Origin of the sequence: Neolewinella agarilytica (assembly GCF_900110645.1) — a bacterium.
Taxonomy (GTDB): Bacteria; Bacteroidota; Bacteroidia; order Chitinophagales; family Saprospiraceae; genus Neolewinella; species Neolewinella agarilytica.
Genome location: NZ_FOFB01000003.1, coordinates 265,625 through 285,301, shown reverse-complemented (window position 1 = coordinate 285,301; position 19,677 = coordinate 265,625). Strand labels below are relative to the sequence as shown.

Annotated in this window: 11 protein-coding genes; 6 read left to right on the top strand and 5 right to left on the bottom strand. The window is 54.5% G+C overall.

Features of this window, described 5'->3' with window-relative positions:
- Positions 1 to 83: 83 nt before the first annotated feature.
- On the bottom strand, positions 84 to 1,601 hold the full coding sequence (locus BM123_RS04555; RefSeq protein WP_217642091.1) for a S10 family peptidase: 1,518 nt from the start codon (positions 1,599 to 1,601) through the stop codon (positions 84 to 86).
- Between the two features lie 545 nt (positions 1,602 to 2,146).
- Here BM123_RS04555 and uvrB point away from each other — a divergent pair.
- Together uvrB and BM123_RS04545 are read left to right on the top strand one after the other, a co-directional pair.
- The gene (uvrB, locus tag BM123_RS04550; RefSeq protein ID WP_090165744.1) at positions 2,147 to 4,174 is read left to right on the top strand and encodes an excinuclease ABC subunit UvrB; all 2,028 of its coding nucleotides are present in this window, start codon (positions 2,147 to 2,149) and stop codon (positions 4,172 to 4,174) included.
- Between the two features lie 227 nt (positions 4,175 to 4,401).
- Positions 4,402 to 5,235 (top strand): helix-turn-helix domain-containing protein, encoded by an 834-nt coding sequence (locus BM123_RS04545; RefSeq protein ID WP_090165742.1) that lies wholly within the window; start codon positions 4,402 to 4,404, stop codon positions 5,233 to 5,235.
- 107 nt (positions 5,236 to 5,342) lie between these two features.
- Here BM123_RS04545 and BM123_RS04540 read toward each other — a convergent pair whose 3' ends face one another.
- Positions 5,343 to 6,029, bottom strand: a complete 687-nt coding sequence (locus BM123_RS04540; RefSeq protein WP_090165740.1) for a polysaccharide deacetylase family protein — start codon at positions 6,027 to 6,029, stop codon at positions 5,343 to 5,345.
- 93 nt (positions 6,030 to 6,122) lie between these two features.
- Between BM123_RS04540 and BM123_RS23870 the strand changes: the two genes are divergently transcribed.
- The 4 genes from BM123_RS23870 (at position 6,123) to BM123_RS04525 (ending at position 16,478) form a co-directional block, all read left to right on the top strand.
- Positions 6,123 to 6,302, top strand: coding sequence for a hypothetical protein (locus BM123_RS23870; protein WP_139211762.1), 180 nt, complete (start codon positions 6,123 to 6,125; stop codon positions 6,300 to 6,302).
- 79 nt (positions 6,303 to 6,381) lie between these two features.
- On the top strand, positions 6,382 to 7,914 hold the full coding sequence (gltX, locus tag BM123_RS04535; protein ID WP_090165738.1) for a glutamate--tRNA ligase: 1,533 nt from the start codon (positions 6,382 to 6,384) through the stop codon (positions 7,912 to 7,914).
- Positions 7,915 to 8,364: 450 nt separating this feature from the next.
- Positions 8,365 to 15,519 (top strand): T9SS type B sorting domain-containing protein, encoded by a 7,155-nt coding sequence (locus BM123_RS04530; RefSeq protein ID WP_090165736.1) that lies wholly within the window; start codon positions 8,365 to 8,367, stop codon positions 15,517 to 15,519.
- Between the two features lie 5 nt (positions 15,520 to 15,524).
- The gene (locus BM123_RS04525; protein ID WP_090165783.1) at positions 15,525 to 16,478 is read left to right on the top strand and encodes a PorP/SprF family type IX secretion system membrane protein; all 954 of its coding nucleotides are present in this window, start codon (positions 15,525 to 15,527) and stop codon (positions 16,476 to 16,478) included.
- 138 nt (positions 16,479 to 16,616) lie between these two features.
- On the opposite strand, the gene BM123_RS04520 is transcribed toward BM123_RS04525, so the two are convergent.
- The 3 genes from BM123_RS04520 to accC form a co-directional block, all read right to left on the bottom strand.
- On the bottom strand, positions 16,617 to 17,525 hold the full coding sequence (locus BM123_RS04520) for a nucleotidyltransferase family protein (RefSeq protein WP_090165734.1): 909 nt from the start codon (positions 17,523 to 17,525) through the stop codon (positions 16,617 to 16,619).
- 91 nt (positions 17,526 to 17,616) lie between these two features.
- Entirely contained in the window at positions 17,617 to 18,276 is a 660-nt protein-coding gene (locus BM123_RS04515) for a hypothetical protein (protein ID WP_090165731.1), read from the bottom strand.
- Between the two features lie 42 nt (positions 18,277 to 18,318).
- The gene (accC, locus tag BM123_RS04510; RefSeq protein ID WP_090165729.1) at positions 18,319 to 19,671 is read right to left on the bottom strand and encodes an acetyl-CoA carboxylase biotin carboxylase subunit; all 1,353 of its coding nucleotides are present in this window, start codon (positions 19,669 to 19,671) and stop codon (positions 18,319 to 18,321) included.
- Positions 19,672 to 19,677: the final 6 nt, after the last annotated feature.

Here is a 19,677-nt window from a genome sequence, read left to right as displayed (position 1 = left end):
ATCATCCAATAAATGATATTGACTCCACGGACCAACTTACGATCAGCATCCAGTTTAGACTGGATGCTGATCGTTATTTAGCCTCAATACTTCGCACTCTTCCCTCCCGGCAAACTCCCCTTGATAAACTCCCGCACATGCTCATTGGCGTTTTTCAGGTCTTCACGGCGGAGGTACATCATGTGGCCGGAGTAATACCCCTTGAAACTTAGGCGGTCTTTCATCCGTCCGCTGGGGTCGAGGTGCCAGAGGTTGTACTTAGCGTCGTAGTAATTTGTGGCGCCATCGAAGTAACCGCTCTGGATCATCACGTTCAGGTAGGGGTTCATGGCCATGGCCTTGCGCAAATTGGGTCCGGTCTCGTCGCCAGAACGATCCCAGGGGTGGACCGGGCCGAACATATTATACTGCAGGTCGGTCTTGAAGCCCAGCTCTTCGCGCAGGTAATAATTGATGGCGGGGGTAAAAGAGTGCAGCCAGCTGGTGAGCTCAGAGTTGTAATCGGGCCGGTCGCCGCTGGCCATGCCATCGATACCGGTGTAGCGACTGTCCAGGCGGCCGACGGTGAAGTTACCCCGGTCTTCGCCGCGCAGCAGGTGCTTCCAGAAGTAGCTGGTGGCGGGCATCAGGTTATTGTCCAGCCACTCCTGCTTGCTGAGCCCGGAGAGGCGGGCCGCTTTTTCGGCCACTGCCATTTTTTCGGCGTCGGTGAGCGACATGCCACGCGCCAGGGCGGGCAGCAATTCGTTCTGGGCGAAGGTTTCGGCTTCGGGGAGAATGCCGACCAGGTCTTTGGTCTGCAAATCAGCCGGTAACTGCTTATGGTACCAGGCGGCAGCCGTAAAGTAAGGCAGGCGGTTGGCGGCCTTCACGATGCCGTTGCGCTCAATACCGATGTCTGTGGGAGACACCAGGATAACGCCGTTAAGGTACATCCAGCGACGTTCCTGCAGCTCCAGTGCGAGGCCGGAGACGCGGGTGGTACCGTAGCTTTCGCCGATCAGAAATTTAGGGCTGCGCCAGCGGTTGTTGCGGCTCACGAAGTTGGAGAGCCAGTCGGCCAGGTAGGTTACGTCCTGATTGACGCCGAAGAACTGGCTGCGGTCGGCGCCCTCCACCATTCGACTGAAACCGGTGTTGACGGGGTTGACGTAGACGATATCCGCCACGTCCAGCACCGTATACGGGTTTTCGCTCACGCCGTAGGGCTGCACGGGGAAGCCTTCTTCATCGATGTTCAGCACGCGTGGGCCAGTGTAGGCCAGGTGCATCCACACGGAGCCGGAGCCGGGGCCACCGTTGAAACTGATGAGCAGCGGGCGGTTGGGGTCGTCTACGCCGGTGCGCTGATAATAAGTGTAATGGAGGCCGGCGACGACCTCGTTCTTATCGTCGTATACCGGCTGCACACCGATGGTGGCGCTGTAGGGGATCGTCTTGCCGCCCATCCTGACGGTGTGCATACTGGTCTGGGCCACGTCCATATTCAGCTCACGACTTAATGAGCCGTCTTTTTTCATCATCTTTTCCTGGGCGCTGACGCAGGTGCAAAGGAAAAGGATCAAGAGCAGGGGGAGGTAGAGGCGGTGGTGGGCGCGCATGGGTGAGTGTTTTTAGTGCGGGCCTAAATTACGGGTTTCCGGGCTTTGGTCGAGACGCTATGCGTCGAGTCGCGAACGGGGCCGTAGGCTTCCCGGAGCGGGTAAGTGTGGTAACCTTGCCGTCATGCAGGTGTCTCACTGGCAAAGTCGCTTTGCTCCCTTGCCCGGTCGGAGCTGGAGCTCTTCTGCCCGGCTCTAATTTGGGAGGAGGACCTCCAGGCCCGAAAAGCCAGCCGCTGGCGGCGTGGATGGAGCAATGTGGTAAAAGAGTGTAACCTTACCTGCGTTACACTCGCGCGAGCGCTCGGGGCTTTCGGACCGGAGGTCCTCAACCGGGGTAGCTCGGCAGCACTTCGTAAGGCAGTACCGATTTTAACCGGCGGTATGTTTGGACGAGACCGTTACACGGGCAAAGTCGCTTTGCTCCCTTGCCCGAACGGCGGCTGAAGCCGCCGCTACAGGGGCGCTTCGCTTACTGGCTACGCCACACAACCTTTATCCCAACAAAATCGTTCACCAACAGCACCCATAAAACATTCCCAAGCATGGCCTTCGACCTCCAGTCCCCCTTCTCCCCTACCGGCGATCAGCCAAAGGCGATTGCTTCATTAGTGGACGGCATCGAGCGGGGCGAACGGGGGCAGGTTCTGTTGGGAGTAACGGGCTCAGGTAAGACCTTCACGATGGCCAACACCATCGCCCGGCTCAACCGGCCAACGCTCATCCTGACACACAACAAAACACTGACCGCCCAGCTTTACGGAGAGTTTAAGGAGTTCTTCCCCGACAACGCCGTGGAGTACTTCGTCAGCTACTACGATTATTATCAGCCAGAGGCCTACATCTCCACCTCCGACACCTTCATCGAGAAGGATCTGGCCATCAACGAAGAGGTGGACAAACTCCGCCTTCGCGCTACCAGTAACCTGCTGAGTGGCCGGCGCGACATCATCATCGTCGCCTCCGTCTCCGTCATCTATGGTATGGGTAATCCGGAAGACTATAAATCCGGCATCATCCGTCTTGAGCCCGGGCAGAAGAAAAGCCGCAATGGCCTGCTTTATGACCTAGTGGATGGCCTCTACAGCCGTACGGAAACCGACTTCAAACGCGCCACCTTCCGGGTGCGCGGCGACACGGTGGACGTCAACCTGCCCTACGTCGACTTCGGCTACCGGATCATTTTCTTCGGCGATGAGATTGAATCCATCGAGAAGATTGAAATTGAATCCGGCAAACGCATCGAAACGATGCGCAACGCCGCCATCTTTCCCGCCAACCTCTACGTCGCCCCCAAGGAGCGTCTCAACGGCATCATCGCCCAGATCGAAGACGAGCTCTATGAACAGGAGCGCTACTTCGAACGCGAAGGCCGCCTGCTGGAAGCCAAGCGCATCCACGAGCGAACGGCCTTCGACCTCGAGATGATGAAGGAGCTCGGCTACTGTAATGGGGTGGAGAATTACTCCCGCTTTTTCGACCGGCGGAAGCCGGGCACCCGCCCCTTCTGCTTGCTGGATTACTTCCCGGACGATTTCCTGCTCATCGTAGATGAGAGCCACGTCACCCTCCCGCAGGTACGCGGGATGTTCGGCGGCGACCGCGCCCGCAAGCTGAGCCTCGTCAACTTCGGCTTCCGCCTGCCGTCGGCGATGGACAACCGCCCGCTGAATTTCACGGAGTTCGAGAGCCTCGTCAATCAGGTCGTCTATGTCTCCGCTACACCGGGCGACTACGAGCTGGAGCAAACCGGCGGAGAGATCGTCGAGCAGCTCATCCGTCCTACGGGCCTGGTGGATCCGCCCATTGAGGTCCGCCCCAGCATCAACCAGATCGATGACCTGCTGGAGGAGATTGACGAACGGATTAAAGTCAACGAACGGGTGCTGGTGACGACCCTCACCAAGCGGATGAGCGAGGAGCTGACGAAGTATCTGGAAAGTCTGAGCGTAAAGGTGCGCTACATCCACAGCGAAGTGGACACGATGGAACGGGTCGAGATACTGCGTGATCTCCGGCTGGGCGAGTTCGACGTTCTTGTGGGGGTAAACCTGCTGCGGGAAGGTCTGGATCTTCCGGAAGTATCGCTCGTCGCCATCATCGATGCTGATAAGGAAGGCTTCCTCCGCAACGAACGATCGCTGACGCAGACGGCAGGCCGCGCCGCCCGAAACGTCAACGGAAAAGTCATCTTCTACGCCGACAAGGTCACCGACTCCATGCGAAGAACCATCGACGAAACGAACCGTCGCCGTACCGTACAGTTAGCCTACAACGAAGAGCATGGCATTACGCCCAAGGGCCTGGCCAAAACCCGGGAAGAAATTCTGGAGCGGAGTACCATTCTCGACATCCGGGGTAAAAAGCAGGCGAAGGCATACGTTGAACGCGTAGAAATCAGCAGCGCTGCAGATCCCATCCTGAACTCCATGAGCCGCGAGCAAATCGAGGACGCTATGCACGAAGCCGAGCGTAAGATGAAGAAAGCGGCTAAGGAGCTGGACTTTATGTCGGCGGCCTCTTACCGGGATGAAGTCTTTGCGCTGAAAGCGCGATTGAAGGGCGGGCGGTAAACAGCATTGAATGCCTGAACAGCTGAGCCCCCCACTGCTGTCGAAACGGAATTCTTTGCACCTGCGTCCGCGCCTGCACCCTCGAAAAGGTTTAACGTGTACGTTTTATACCACCGACTCAAGTTAGTCTTACAAAGACGGGTGCCGACGTTTACGCCTGGAATTTTCGTCCGGACAAAACCTTTGCCTGACCGAGGTTGTCAGTTCAATGAAGAATACTCTCCGTCATGATCTATACTTTCAACGAAGCTTCCACCACGGCACAGTTACGTTTACTTCAAGGAGAAAAAGACCTGCACCATGATGCATTTGCGGACAAAGGCAAGCCCTATACGGTAGCCTGGAACCGCGGCCCGGCGCAAATAGTCGTTGTAGACGGCATAGAACATGAAGTTGGAACGGGAGAGATCGTCCTGTTGGTGGTGCAACAGACCTTCCGTTTTTCTGCTCCGGAAACCATTACTGCCTGGCAGTTCAACCGGGAGTTCTACTGCATTGTCGATCATGACAAAGAAGTAAGCTGCGTAGGCTTTATTTTCTACGGTCTGCCCAGCCCAATGGTGGTGAAGCTGGACGAAAAAGAGCTGGTGTCCTTTGACCTCCTGCTTCGCGTCTTCATCGAAGAGTTTGGCAATCACGATACCATCCAATCGGAGATGCTCCGGATGCTACTGAAGCGTCTCATCATTAAGCTGACCCGCATCGCGAAAGTGCAGCATCTGGCAGAAGAGATGCCACAGCAGGAGCTCGATATCATCCGGCAGTTCAATCTTGAAGTAGAGATGCATTTCCGTAAGCATCATCAGGTGCAGGACTACGCAGACCTGCTGCACAAAAGCCCCAAGACGCTGAGTAATCTCTTCAAAAAGGCCGGCGCAAAAAGCCCCTTAAAAATTATTCAGGAGCGGATTGCCCTGGAAAGCAAGCGACTATTGCTTTACACGGAAATGGATGTTGCCGAAGTAGCCTACGAAGTTGGTTTTCGCGAAGCCAGCCACTTTAGCCGGTTCTTCAAAAAAATGGTGGGAAAAGCCCCCGTAACGTTCAGGGCAAACGCCTGATGAGCTACCGGCAGGGATCCTGGCAAAAAGAACGGCCAGCCCCTACGAACGAGAGACTGACCGCGACCTAATTAGCATTGAGTTACAGGTACTTATTAAATGCCATTCTAACTAGCTGTGCGAAGGCGGGTTGCCAGGCCAGAAGTTTCTTTTTGCTTTGCAGAAGCAGCCAGCAACTCTGGTGTAAGTGCTTCAAAGCGGTATCCGAGAGCCGCGTAATGTGACAGCAGTCGGGGTAAAATATTACGGACGTTTTCCTCTGCCTTCAGGCTATCGTGAAAAACGACGATGCTACCATTACGGGCATTACGAACAACGTTCTGATAGCAATCCTCCGCCGTTAGTTCGGGATCAAAGTCTCCGGAAAGCACGTCCCACATCACCACCTGATAATGGCGGGTCAGGAACTGCGCCTGGCTGGGCTTTAAACGCCCGTAGGGTGGGCGAAAAAGTTCGCTCTTCACTTGTACAGCACAGTGGCGTACATCATGAAAATAGGGAACATTGTCAGACTTCCATCCATCGAGGTGATGCATTGTGTGATTGCCTACCGTATGACCGGCGGCAATCGTCTGAGCCATTAATTCCGGATAACGACGTGCATTATTGCCCACGCAGAAGAAAGTAGCCTTCGCGTTAAACGCTTCCAACTGTTCTAATACCCAGGGCGTCAGCTGGGGAATGGGGCCATCATCAAAGGTGAAGTAAATCACGGAGTCTTCCGTAGATTCTACATTCCAATGAAAGCTTGGAAAGAGCTTTTGAATTACGCGGGGCGTTTTAACGAGATACATGGGACAATTATGTTACGGGGCAAAGTTGATAATCAAATGTTACGAACGGATAAAGAAGTTGCCTCCTCATTCGATCGATGAGTATCTAAGTAGGTGCGTATTGTTTTGATCGTAGTTGGTAAAAAACGTGTCCGGCTGCTGAAACTTTCCGGTACTGGCAAAGCCTTTAAAATCAATAATAAAATAGAAAAGAAAACAAAGGTATTTGACCTGACTAAGCGATTGCAAACTGAATCAGCTACCTTTGCGCCATTTCTGCGGCGGCTTGCTTAAACAAGTAACGTATAATTGCTAAAAAGTGCTGCCTGCCAATGAAAATTTTTCGTATCGCTGATTTCTTAATTACAATGCCATGAATCCCGTTCGCGTACGGTTTGCTCCCTCCCCTACCGGCCCATTACACATCGGTGGCCTGAGAACTGCTCTCTACAACTACCTTTTGGCTCGCCGTACTGGTGGGACTTTCATCCTCCGCATCGAGGATACAGACCAAAAACGGTACGTTGAAGGAGCGGAAGACTACATCATGGAAGCTTTGGAATGGTGCGGCATCAGCCCCGATGAGAGCCCACGAAAAGGCGGTAATTACGGTCCCTACCGCCAAAGTGAGCGGCGGGATATTTACGCTCGCTACGTAAAAGAATTACTGGACAACGGCAGTGCCTACCTGGCCTTCGATACGGAAGAAGAACTGACCGAGCGCCGGGAGCAGGAAAAGGCCGCCGGCAATCACAATTTCCGCTATGATGCTTCCACCCGTGACAGCATGCGAAACAGCCTGAGCCTGAGCGAAGGAGAAACCAAAGCTCTGCTGGAGGCTAAGACCCCTCACGTCGTGCGCTTCCGCATTGATCCGGGGGAAACGGTTTCCTTTACGGATACCGTCCGGGAAGAAGTAAGCTTCCAATCCAATGAATTAGGCGATCAGGTATTGATGAAAGCCGATGGCCTGCCTACTTATCACCTCGCAAACATCGTGGATGACCACCTGATGGAAATCACCCACGTCATCCGCGGCGAGGAATGGCTTCCCAGTACGGCCTTACATGTATTGCTTTACCGTGCCTTTGGCTGGGAGGCTCCGGTTTTTGCCCACCTTCCACTTCTGCTGAACCCCAACGGAAAGGGCAAGCTCAGTAAGCGAAAAGGGGCCGATCTCGGCTTCCCTGTTTTCCCGCTGGAATGGAATGACCCGGTTAAAGAAGAGACCTTTGCCGGTTTTCGGGAAGATGGATACCTGCCGGAAGCCGTGGTTAATTTCTTATCCCTGCTGGGCTGGAATCCAGGCACAGAGCAAGAGGTTTTCTCCCTGGAAGAATTGACCCAGGCCTTCTCCCTTGACCGCATTACGAAGAGTGGTGCCCGTTTTGACATCGAGAAAGGAAAATGGTTTAACCAGCAGTACCTGATCGCTACGGATGATGCTGTATTGGCTCCGCTGGTTCTTGAGCAGTTTGCTGCTGCGGGTCATACCATTGATCTTCCCAAGGCCACTACCATTACGGGGCTGTTGAAGGAAAGAGTCCACCTCCTTCCGGAGTTTGTGAGCAACGGCAGCTACTTTGTAGGGCCCGTTACGGAGTACGAAGAGAAACCGATCAGGAAAAAATGGAAACCCGATAATCGCGCAGCCTTCAACGAAATGGCAGACGACCTGACGGCGCTTTCTGATTGGTCAGCAGCTACAATAAAGGAGACCGTGGTAGCCTTTATGGGCCGCCATGAGCTGGGTTTCGGAGCGGTGCTGCCCATCATTCGCGTGGCCGTTAGTGGTAGCGTGCAGGGCCCGGATGCCTTCGAAATCCTCGAAGCCGTAGGACGGGAAGAAAGTGTTACCCGGCTACGCAAGGGCTACGATGCCTTTGATGCCATCAAGGCAGCTTAAGAGCGTGTCTAAGCGTTTTTTTTAGCGGGGCCCGCAGGTGCAGGGGAAGAGCTTATAAAAGCAATGGAAGGAGAATATATTCTCGCCAGCTGTCAGCCTGTGTCTTCTCTAACCTGCCGGTGGATGGCCTACGCTATCCCTGCGAGCCAGCCGGCGACTTAGCCCGAAGCCGCCGACCGGACTGACCAATTGGAAAGGAGGAGTATTTTCATTAATTGTGCATCTCGTGATACGCAAGCAGTTTATCCCGCACCAATCGAGTCTGTCATAGTTGCGTATATTTGCCATACGAATGTGGCCATTCAAATGGTCACGTAGTATAACCGATTTTAAGTAACAATCCCAAATGACTATTTCCTCGCCCCGCCTTCCGCGGTGGCTGTAAGCCCGTAGGCCGGGCTTACCATATCTCCTTATTTCTTGTCCTGTCCCATTAATCTCCTGAACGGTATGAACCGTACTTTTATCATCACGCCCCAGGCGTGGCGTTTATCACTGCTGACCTGTTTTTTACTGATGGGCATCTCCTCCAGTAATCTATCGGCTCAGATCACTCCCTTCTTCCTTGATTCAGCACCGCCGGATCAGACCGTCGGATGTTTCACGGATGTTACCCCAGGCGGTCGCCTGCGGGCCGTCGTCCTGCTTCAATCGGGTGTTCTCGACACCATTCCCGTTTTTCCCGTTGATGTAGTTTCTGCTCCGAATGCTCCTTGTACTGGTGGCAGCGTTGACAGAACCTGGACGGTGACGGATGTGTCGGGCACCGCTACAGAAATGCAGGTCATTACTTTCGGCCCCGCTGATGATAACAGCGGCCCTTCCATTGTGGGTAACCTCCTGCCAGCTGTCAGTGACACGGTAGACTGCCGATCCGTTAATCAAGCCGGCGACCCCGACAGCTACGACCGTTGGCTGGGAGATCGACGCATTGCCGTAGCGGCTGCCAGCCGCCCTGGCTGTGCCCCCATTGTGGCTATTTCAGACGATGCTCCGGACAGTCTCTCGGGTTTTGACTGTAATGATCGCCTTGACGTGATCTTTGAAGTGACGGATCTTTGCGGACGGACAGCGACGGTTGGTTTCAGTTATTATACCGTTGACACCGTTGGGCCGGTCATTATCGGCGTTACGAATGACACCATACGCATCAGCTGTGAAGACCTTTTTCCCGCCGCTCCTACAGTTAGTCTGGAAGACTGTGACACCATTCCGAGCCTGATGTTCTCCGAAAGCAGCACCCAGATAATGGATGGCAGCTGCCGCGAATACGATTATGATGTTACCCGTAGCTACATGGCAACTGATGCCTGCGGAAACATGAGTTCCGTTCTCAGTGTCATCGAGGTCCGGGACGGAACGCCCCCCGATTTTCAGCGCCCCGGCAACGTTAATCTTGATTGCACCCAGGACCCCTTCGACTTGGAGCTAACGGGCCAGCCTACCGACCTGACGGATAACTGCACGCCTACTGACAGCCTTGATGTTACCTTCACGGATGACATCATTAGTGACGCTATCTGTGGAGACAACTTCAACGTCCGCCGAACCTGGCGGGTAACCGACCGCTGTGGCAATAGTCGGGTTCGTCAGCAACTCATCCGGGTTCGTGATGAGCTGGACCCCACCTACACGGCACCTGTTGCTGAAGTTGACGTTAGCTGTGCCAACTACGAAAATACCGATATCACCGGTCGACCGTTCAATCTGGATGACATCTGTGATGAAACCGTCAACCTGTCCTTCGTTGACGAAATTACCCCGGGCGACTGCCCGGGAAACTTCACCGTAGAACGTCGCTGGCGCATCTTCGATGATTGTGAAAATGATGTGTTCTTCACCCAAATGCTTACGGTGACGGACACTACCCCACCTGTATTCACCACTGCTCCGGCAGATCTGGTAGTTACCTGTAATACCGGTTCCGGGTTGACGAGCCAGGAACAACGGTTCAACGAATGGCTGGGCGACCTGGCCGGTGCTCGTTTCACGGATGGCTGTACTGCGGATGATGACCTTACGGTCAGCATCGTGGAGTCTGGCACGAATAACTTCCCCGCATTCCCGGCGCTTAACTGTGCCGAAGCAGATGGTACCGTCCGCCGGCTGGCCGTTGACGTAATCGTTTCGGACCAATGCGGCAACACCAATATTGCCACTGTTGAGTACCTGCAGATCGACGAGATCCCGATCAACCTGTTTTTCTGCCCTGAAAGCCGGGTTGTTCCAACGGACCCGGGCACTTGCTCGGCGGTCGTAGCACTAGCCCCTCCGGTCATTCAGGACCTCTGCTCTGATGGCCTGCCTTTCCAGCTGATGCTCCGGGACACGGCGGTTCTGACCAGCGCAGCCATGAATCAGGCAGAACTGGGCTCCGTTCCCGTTGATGCCCTGGTCTTCAACATGCCCATTGATGCGGAGCTACCGGTCAACGCTCATTCCCGTGGTATTTTCACCATCACCCTGGAAAATTCGGACACCGAAGGCGAAGATGAGTTCTTCTTTATCTACGGTGAAGACGGTGAGCTACTGGGCACCACCGCCCAGGGCACCGTACAGTGCGGAACGGTAGTTACTACGGATACCTTATCCCCTTTCCTGTTCAACAAGTACGCTACTGACGGAGTCATCACCTTTACGCTAGAACCTAACATTCCGGAAGGCCAGCCTGGCACCTTTGCCATCAACAACCTCTGTAGCGGCGGGAGCAGAGCGCTGATACATCTTGTACAGCCCGTTCGCCGGCTTACGGAGATCGTTTACGATATCGACATTGATGGCAACGGTTTCACAGTAATTGACCCGATTGATACACTGATCGCTAACCTGGATCTCGGCCTTCATCAAATCACCTATCGGGCAACGGACTGTGGTGGCAATACGGACGAATGTCTTTTTACCATCACGGTAGAGGACCGGGAGCCCCCGGTGGTAACCTGCCCCGCACCAATTGATATGGTCGTTGCTGATGACAGCTGTCAGGTAACGCTTACGGTGCCTTTGCCCGTTGAAGTGACTGACAACTGTGAGCCCTACACCGTATTTACGGAGGAAGTGCCGGCTCTGGATCAGGACCGACTCTTTCCTTTCTTCACTGACCCTAACCTGAACAGCCTGCAGGCAGGCCCCATCTCCTTAACGTTGAGCGAGGCCCCGGGGTCATTAGTAGATAGTGTTGACATTGAAGTCTTCTTCAGGGGGGCATTCGACAACCAGTCCGCAATACTTGACGTGTTGCTGCCGGATGGCAGCACGCTGGGCTCCACGGCCCCCGGCTCTGCTACTTGTGACAACCGGGGCAGCCTGTTGCTTAAGCTCGCCGCCTCCCGCTTCCTGGCACTGGCGAACGCTGACGGCAGCCTGTCTCTGAACCTGCGTCCGCGCCCCGTTACGGTTCCTCCGGGTCAACCCGGGGAGGGCCTCATTCCCTGCGATGCTGCTGCGGTAACCAGCGAAGGAGACCATGATGGTATTTCCCGCGCCTGGGTCCGGGTAAGCTACCGGACGCTCTTCCCTGACTACTACACGGAAGGAGCCACCACCACGCCAAGAACCGCTACTTCCACCGCTAACCCACTGGCACGGCTGACCTTTAACCAGGGCGTCACCAATTTCTCCTACATCGTAACGGACCCCAGCGGTAATGCAGACACCTGTACAATTGCCGTCACCGTTCGGGACACTACCGCTCCCGTTGCCCGCTGCCAGCCTACGACCGTTTTTATTGATCCCTCCGGCCAGTCTCCGGTTACCCTTGACCCTGCGCTGGTTGATGCCGGAAGTACGGACAACTGCGCTATCGTAAGCTCAACGGTAAGCCCCAATGAATTTATCTGTGCGCAATACGGAGAGACCGCCTCAGTGACACTCCGGCTGGAAGATGCTTCGGGTAATACAGACTCTTGTACGACCATTATCAGCATTGCTCCCCTGCCACCAGAACCTACCGCTACGACCTCGGTATGTGGAGGCGATACGCTTCGGCTGTTTGCCAACCCGCCAACTGTTGCCAGTCCTGGCCAGACCCTTTACACCTTCCGATGGTTTGCTCCGGCCGGGAACCTCATCAGCACACAGCAAAACCCCATCATTCCCGGGGCTACCCCCGCCAATGATGGAGCTTACCGGGTCGTTATTCGCGGGCTTACGGGATGTGAAGCCGAAGGCATCGTAAATGTTGCCATCGGAAACATTCCCTCCGCCCCCGTGATCGAAGCCCCCCTTCGGGTTTGTATTGGTGGAGAAGCACCGCTCACATCGGTGAGCACTTATGCCGGAGATGTTCGTTATGAATGGTTCCGGGGTCAGCCCGGCGCGGGCACTTTACTGGGCAGCAGTAATACCGCAACCTTCAGTGCCGCGTTTACCGACGGAGAGAACAGTGGCACCTTTTACGCCATTGCCTACGTGAATGGCTGTGCCTCCCCTCCTTCCAATGTTGTAAGCGTTGGCACGACTACGCAGCCTTCGGCCACTGTAAGTGATGACGTTCTGATGGCTTGTGAGTTTACCTCCGTCACGCTTCGTGCCCAGCCGGAAGCAGATGTAGCGTACGTTTGGACAGGTCCGAACAACTTCATGGCCAATGGTCGGGAGGTAGTTCTCTCGGATTTAGCACTCGAAGATGCCGGAGAGTACTATCTCCGCACCGTCCGTTCAGGTGGCTGTTTCAGCCAGGAGGACACCGTTCAACTGAACGTGGTGGCCGCCGATGCCCCCGTGACGCTGACGGCCAACAACAATAGAATTTGTGGGTCCGACACGCTGACCTTAACGGCATCGGACGCGACGGGGCTGGCTTACCTTTACCAGGGCCCCTCCGGACAGATGATTGAATCGGCATCCGCTACGATCCGAATCGCTCCGGTGACCGAGGCCGTTGCCGGAAACTGGACGGTGAGCATCCAACGGAATGAATGTCTCTCTCGCCCGAGTCCTCCCGTTTCCATTACACTGAACCAAAGCCCCGTGGCTACGGCCATGACTCTCCCCGACCCTGTCTGTACGGGTAATGACCTCGTGCTTCAGGGCAGCAGTGATATACCCGGAAGCAGCTACCGATGGACGGGGCCTGATGGTTTTGAAATGACCGGCATTGCTCCGGTCATTCCGGATGTCAACCTTAGCAACAACGGCATGTATGTTCTGGAAGTAACCTCTCCTGCAGGTTGTATCAGCAAAGACTCCATAGAGGTTTCCATTCTTCCCGGTATCCGGATCGACTCTTTCTCCATTTCGTCGGCCAACTGCCTGAACGGAGGAGAACCCGTTAGCCTGATGGCCAACGTACGGCCATTACTCAACGACGGAGCTGATTACACCTACGCCTGGTCAGGGCCGGAAGGCACCAGCTCAGAGGCCGTTTTCGAAATCCCTAACGTTAGCCTGGCTTCAAATGGCACTTATACGCTCACGATAATGAACGAAGCGGGCTGTTCCTCGAACACCTTCTCGATGCCCGTTGAGTTTAACTTTGCGCCGGCAGCGCCCGTTACTCCCTTCACGCCATCGGGCGTGACTTCTATTTGTGGCGGAGAGGAGCTCGTGCTGCAAACAAACGACTTTGGCCCTGGCGTCACCTATCTGTGGCAACTTCCCGATGGTACAAACATCCCTTCTTCGGGTAATTCATTGAGTTTACCAGATGCCGACCCGACGCTGACCGGTGTGTTTACCGTTCGGGTTATTCGTGGAGGTTGTACTTCGCTGCCTTCAGAGGGGCGAATGATTACCGTTACGCCCTTCCCTGAGATCGTAGCCATGGCTAACGATCCGGCCTGTACTGGCCAGGAGATCAACTTCCAGGCTACTGACATTAGTGGCGCTACCTATTCCTGGCGCGGGCCAAACAACTTCAGCTCGAGCCTGGCAAACCCAACGATCGTTAATGCAGATGCTTCCGTTCACGCTGGCCGCTACAGTGTTGTAGCAACGCTAAACGGCTGTAGCTCCGACACCATGTTCGTTGATATTGACGTCAACCCCACGCCGGGCGTTCCCGTCGCTCAGCCCATTTCTCCCTTTTGCATCAGCGACCCTGACGCCGTCCTGCTGCTCCGCGTAAACCCCAATACAACGACCGAAGGAGCGAACTACGAATGGTTCATTCAAAACGGACAGGTCTCCGTAGGCCCCCCGACGGAAAGCCTTGATCTGGAAATTACCGACTTTGGTTTGTTTGCCGGAGGTGGTTTATTTGACTTTCAGGTCAGGTCGGTGCTTGATGGCTGTGAGAGCGCGCTATCGGCACCCATTACAGTTCGCCTGGACGAGGTTATCGATCAGGCCGCAGACGCCGGGCGCGACTCGGTTATCTGTGAAGGTCTGTACTTACTCGAAGCAGGTCCGTTTTCGTCCGGAAGTGGGCGCTGGACGCTGGTGCAAGGAACGGGTGATATCAGCATTGCGAATCCGGGTTCCCGCATTACGGCGGTCTCTGGTTTGACCCAATTTGGTGGTCCTTACCAATTTGCCTGGACGCTGTCTAATGGCAGCTGTATTGATTACTCCTCTGACACCCTGACGCTGACCGTCACGGATGGAGAAGAGGCTGAAGCCGGGGAAAACCTGATCGCCTGTGCGGGTGAAGAATTCCGCCTGAATGCAACTCCCGTCGCCATGGTGGGTAGCGGTGGTGAGTGGACGCAGGGACTTGCGCAGCAGATTCTCGGCGTCGTTATTGACGAGCCAACGAATCCGAATACGACCCTAAGTGGCTTACAACCCGACAATACCTACTCTTTTACCTGGACGGTAACGAGTAATTGTGGCGTAAAAATGGACAATGTGCTGGTCAACGTTAGTGACCCTTCTCCCTTTGCGGGCCCGGACGCTGTTGCCTGTAATCCAAACCGCACGTTCACGCTGGCCGCTGACACCCCGACTCAGGGCTCTGTCGGCCGCTGGACGGCCCTCAATGACCAGACAATCATAGCCGAACCGGACAACCCGAGCTCAACGGTAAGCAACCTTCAGGAAGGCGAAAACCACTTTGTCTGGGAAACCGATGCAGGCTTCTGTGGTGACCGCTCACGGGATACCGTAACGATTGTATTCGCTGAGCCACCACGCCCGCGGGACGATGAGCTGGAGGCTTCCTTTCAGGGTAGCGTCACCTTTACACCTTCCGTTAACGACGAAAACCCGGAAGGGTCCGTCATTAGCTTCCCGGATGTAGGGTCCGGCATGCTGACGGACAATGGAGACGGTAGTTTCACCTTCCAGGCTCCGGCCAATTTTGTGGGGGAGATTGAACTTGACTATGAAGTGAGCAGTGAAGGCTGTCCTACGGCTTCCGCCACCGCATTCATCCAGGTCGGTAAAGATGTGGACTGTACACCTCCAAACATCTTCACGCCGAACAATGATGGCATGAACGACAACTTCGTCGTGCCCTGCTTACTGGACAGTGGGGAATTCCCCGAAAGTCAGGTAACGATCTATAACCAGTGGGGAGACGAGGTCTACCGAAGCGACAAACCCTACAACAACGACTGGGACGGTACCTACCAGGGAAGCCCTCTGCCGGTCGCCACCTATTTCTACATCATTGATTTTGGCGGTTCACGTGAGCGTGAATCCGGCGACGTCAGAATCGAACGCTAATGGTCATGAAGAAAAGATTAAACCTTCTCCTCTCTCTGAGTTTATTACTCTCCTTTGGTCTTCTTGCCCAGCAGGATGCACAGTACACCCAGTTTATGTACAATAAACTGGGCTTTAACCCTGCTTTTGCCGGGGCGGTTGAATCGGCTAACGTGCAGGCGGTTTTTCGTCAGCAGTGGCTTGGTCTGGACGATGCGCCCAGCAGCCAGATTGCTACCTTCAACACGCCAATAACCTCCAGCGGGACGGGCGTGGGCGCTCGTCTGAGCCGGATAACCATCGGGCTGGAACAGCAGTATAATGTGGAAGGCAGTTATGCCTACCGTTTCCCGATTGGCCGGGGGACCCGGCTCGGCTTAGGGGTTTCGGCCTCTGCCCGCTACTTCAACATTGAGTATCAGAACGCGAATCCCATTCAGGGAGGCGGCGTCGACCAGGCAATTCCCGGTGTCGGAGAATCCAAGGTGGTTCCTAATTTCGGTGCTGGCGTTTACATCGACGGGCCGGCTTATTATGTAGGCATCAGTGTACCCCGCCTTCTGGAGAATAATATTGACCTGGGAGACGAAGAGACTATTATCTCCCGGGAGGCCCGGCATTTTTATTTTATGGGCGGGTTTAAATTTCCGCTCAGCGAGAAACTTACGCTGGAGCCACAGCTCCTGGCCAAATACGTGAACGGGGCTCCCTTTGACGCTGATCTCAACCTGACGGCTCACGTTGGGGATAACCTCTTCGTTGGTGCCTCCTACCGCCTGGGGGGGAATGGCTTAGGGGAAAGTGCGAGTGCGCTATTTGGCCTTTACCTCTCTGAACACCTGTCCATGTGCCTGGCTTATGACATTGGCCTGAGTGATTTGAACACTACTCAGTCAGGCAGTGTGGAAATGGTGGTAGCTTACAGCATTGGCGGCCGGAGCGAAGGAGGATCTGTCGTGGACCCAAGAGATCTTCGGTAGGATATTAACGCTGTCCCCTAACTTTCCTCGCGCCTGCGGCTCCCACTGAGCCTGCCGAAGTATTCTGCGCAAAAAAAACTCCGCACCTTCCTAAGAGAAAGTGCGGAGTTTTTTAATCCACTAATACCTGATCCCCTCCTAAGAGAAGAGCGGCGTCGGATAAGTATTTTCAGCCACGAGCATAGCAAAAGCTTCCTGTACTTTAGGCTTGTCTTCCTGGTAGGTTACGCCGTACCACTTATCGTCGGTAACGAGAACTTTCACTTTAGCAGAACCGTCTTTGATCATCCCGTCAATGAGTTCGGGTATCAGGTATTCCGCACGCGGGTTCTCCGTGTTAGCGCGGGCAAACTCCGCGAAGCCCTTTTCGATGGTATCGAAAATGGACGGGTGGAAGCCCCAGAAGTTCATCGAGACTACGTCGTCATCAGCCAATTCGTAGCGGTGACCGTCTTCTCCGAGGTAAGAGACCTTTTTGTCTTCTCCACGGGTGATCTTCAGCCGTTCATTGACGTCCTTTAGCAGAAAATCTTCGGCTACAACGGCAACCCCACGGTTAACGGTACCGTGGTCAGACAGCGTCCGGTGCAGTACGTAGCCGCACATCGCAAAAGTATCCGGGGCTGCTTCGGCCACGAGGAAGGAAGCCATTTGCTGAAATCCCTTTACGCCGTAGTAATCGTCCGCATTGATGACGGCGAAAGGTTCATTGCAAACGTCCTTAGCCACCAACATGGCGTGGGTGGTTCCCCAGGGTTTTTCCCGTTTGCTGTAGTCTACGTCGGCAGGCACAAAACTATCCATGCCCTGAAAAGCGTAGGCCACTTCGATTTTGTCTCCGAATTTTCCGTCGAATTTTTCCCGGAAGGGAGCTTCGATGTCTTTGCGGATTACGAAGACAACCTTACCAAATCCGGCCCGAATGGCGTCATAGATGGAATATTCGATGATGCCCTCTTCGCTGGGACCAACGCCGTCAATCTGTTTGAGGCCGCCATAACGGCTTCCCATTCCGGCGGCAAGGATTACTAAAGTTGGTTTAGTCATTGATAGATGTTTTTGTTGGGTGAGCACTTATTGGGAAGCGCTTAATGTAATTGGTTGGGTAAAACTACCTCAATAGTAGTGCAAATCCTGCTCATTTGTTCCCTTCTTTGCTCCGAAATCCGGCTGCCCGCCGGTTTGCCCGGTACCAGGCCCATAAATAAGCCCCCGCTAAAAGCAATAGCCCGGTCAAAAAGGCAATCACCGTAAGGCTTTGCATCAGGCTGACGTAGGTTGGATAAAATGCGTGGACAAACAGCAGGTCAAAAGTAATAATCGCCGCTGCCAGCAGGATACAGAAGATGAACGCTCCCCGGCCCAACTGCAGAACGCCCGATTGAGCCTTGAATAGTGAGGCTCGCAAAAAGCGTGGGTAGAGCTCCCGATCCGGGTCAATCCGGATCAGTTCCTGGCTAATGTGTATCGCCTCTGGATATTGCCGGAGGCGAAAACAGCTCACGGCCTTCTTAAAGAGCAGGTGTTGAAAGACCTCACCTTCTACTCCGGGGGCTTCCCGAAAATTGTGCGTGATGCTGGCGGCAATGACCGGCTCTACCATTAACAAATGCTGACGGTAGGCGCCTGTTTCAAAGAGCGCATCCACGTAGGAAACTGTGAGTTCGAAGTGCTCAACGACGTCAAGCAGGCCAATCTCACGTTCCCGTTCCTCATACATGCGAATGATGCGTTGGTAATCCTTCGGATCGACCTCGCGCAGCTGACGGTAGAGTTGAGAATAGTGTTGACCTGACATTACTTAATATAAAGAATTGGTCAGCCAAATAGTTCAGTCTTTTTAGCCTTCTGGCAGTTCCTGCTGGCCCAACCAGCCGGTGTCAAAGTTACCGTCCCGGAAATCCTGTTGCTTCATCAGCCACTGGTGGAAAGGAACGGTGGTTTTCACGCCTTCAATGATGAACTCGTTAAGCGCACGTTCCATTTTCGTGATGGCTTCCTCCCGGGTCGGGGCGCGGACGATGAGCTTGGCGATCATACTGTCGTAGTAAGGTACGATGGTGTAACCGGCGTACACGTGCGTATCTACGCGCACTCCAAGTCCCTTTGAGCTGTGGAAACTGGTAATTGGCCCCGGGCTGGGGCGGAAATTATTCCAGGGGTCCTCGGCGTTAATCCGGCATTCGATGGCGTGGGCCGTCGGGTAGTAGTTTTCGCCGGAGAGTTTCTCTCCGTAGGCCACCCGGATTTGTTCCTTGATGAGATCATACCCGATTACCTCTTCGGTAACGGGGTGCTCTACCTGGATTCGGGTATTCATCTCCATGAAGTAGAAATTACGGTCAGCGTCTACCAGGAACTCAACGGTTCCAACGCCTTCGTAGCCAATGGCCATGCCCGCAGCGATGGCAGCCTGTCCCATCCGTTCGCGGAGATCATCCGTCATGAAAGGGCTGGGGCACTCCTCCAACAGTTTCTGGTGGCGGCGCTGTACGGAACAATCCCGCTCAGAAAGGTGAATAACCTTCCCGTGCTGGTCGCCGATAATCTGAACCTCAATGTGACGGGGTTCCGTGACGAACTTCTCCATGTACATCCCGTCATTACCAAAAGCGGCTTTCGCTTCCGCACGGGCGCTGTCCCATCCGCTCTGAAAATCTTCAGCGGATTCAATCTTGCGCATCCCCTTACCGCCGCCACCAGCGGTGGCTTTGATCATTACCGGGTAGCCCATTTCTTCGGCTTGTTTGAGGCCGTCTTCAACGCTTTTCAACAATTCTCCGTCTCCAGGGACAACGGGAACGTTGGCCTTGATCATGGTATCCTTGGCCGTGATTTTATCGCCCATTTTCCGGATATGCTCGGGAGCCGGGCCGATAAATTTGATGCCATATTCAGAACACACCTCGGCGAAATCTGCATTCTCTGACAAGAATCCATAGCCGGGGTGAACGGCATCAGCGTTCGTAATTTCTACGGCCGCCATGATTTTGGGAATGCTGAGGTAACTGTCTGCAGAAGCCGGTGGGCCAATGCAGACGGCTTCGTCGGCAAACCTTACATGGAGACTCTCACGGTCAGCCGTGGAATAAATAGCCACCGTTTTAATGCCCATTTCCTGGCAGGTACGAATAATACGGAGGGCAATTTCGCCGCGGTTGGCGATCAGGATTTTCTTAAACTTCTCAGCCATATGGGT

What these genes read in the sequence shown, in the direction of transcription:
- BM123_RS04555 (WP_217642091.1), bottom strand. Translation starts at nt 1,601, where the DNA reads ATGCGCGCCCACCACCGCCTCTACCTCCCCCTGCTCTTGATCCTTTTC.
- uvrB (WP_090165744.1), top strand. Translation starts at nt 2,147, where the DNA reads ATGGCCTTCGACCTCCAGTCCCCCTTCTCCCCTACCGGCGATCAGCCA.
- BM123_RS04545 (WP_090165742.1), top strand. Translation starts at nt 4,402, where the DNA reads ATGATCTATACTTTCAACGAAGCTTCCACCACGGCACAGTTACGTTTA.
- BM123_RS04540 (WP_090165740.1), bottom strand. Translation starts at nt 6,029, where the DNA reads ATGTATCTCGTTAAAACGCCCCGCGTAATTCAAAAGCTCTTTCCAAGC.
- gltX (WP_090165738.1), top strand. Translation starts at nt 6,382, where the DNA reads ATGAATCCCGTTCGCGTACGGTTTGCTCCCTCCCCTACCGGCCCATTA.
- BM123_RS04530 (WP_090165736.1), top strand. Translation starts at nt 8,365, where the DNA reads ATGAACCGTACTTTTATCATCACGCCCCAGGCGTGGCGTTTATCACTG.
- BM123_RS04525 (WP_090165783.1), top strand. Translation starts at nt 15,525, where the DNA reads ATGAAGAAAAGATTAAACCTTCTCCTCTCTCTGAGTTTATTACTCTCC.
- BM123_RS04520 (WP_090165734.1), bottom strand. Translation starts at nt 17,525, where the DNA reads ATGACTAAACCAACTTTAGTAATCCTTGCCGCCGGAATGGGAAGCCGT.
- BM123_RS04515 (WP_090165731.1), bottom strand. Translation starts at nt 18,276, where the DNA reads ATGTCAGGTCAACACTATTCTCAACTCTACCGTCAGCTGCGCGAGGTC.
- accC (WP_090165729.1), bottom strand. Translation starts at nt 19,671, where the DNA reads ATGGCTGAGAAGTTTAAGAAAATCCTGATCGCCAACCGCGGCGAAATT.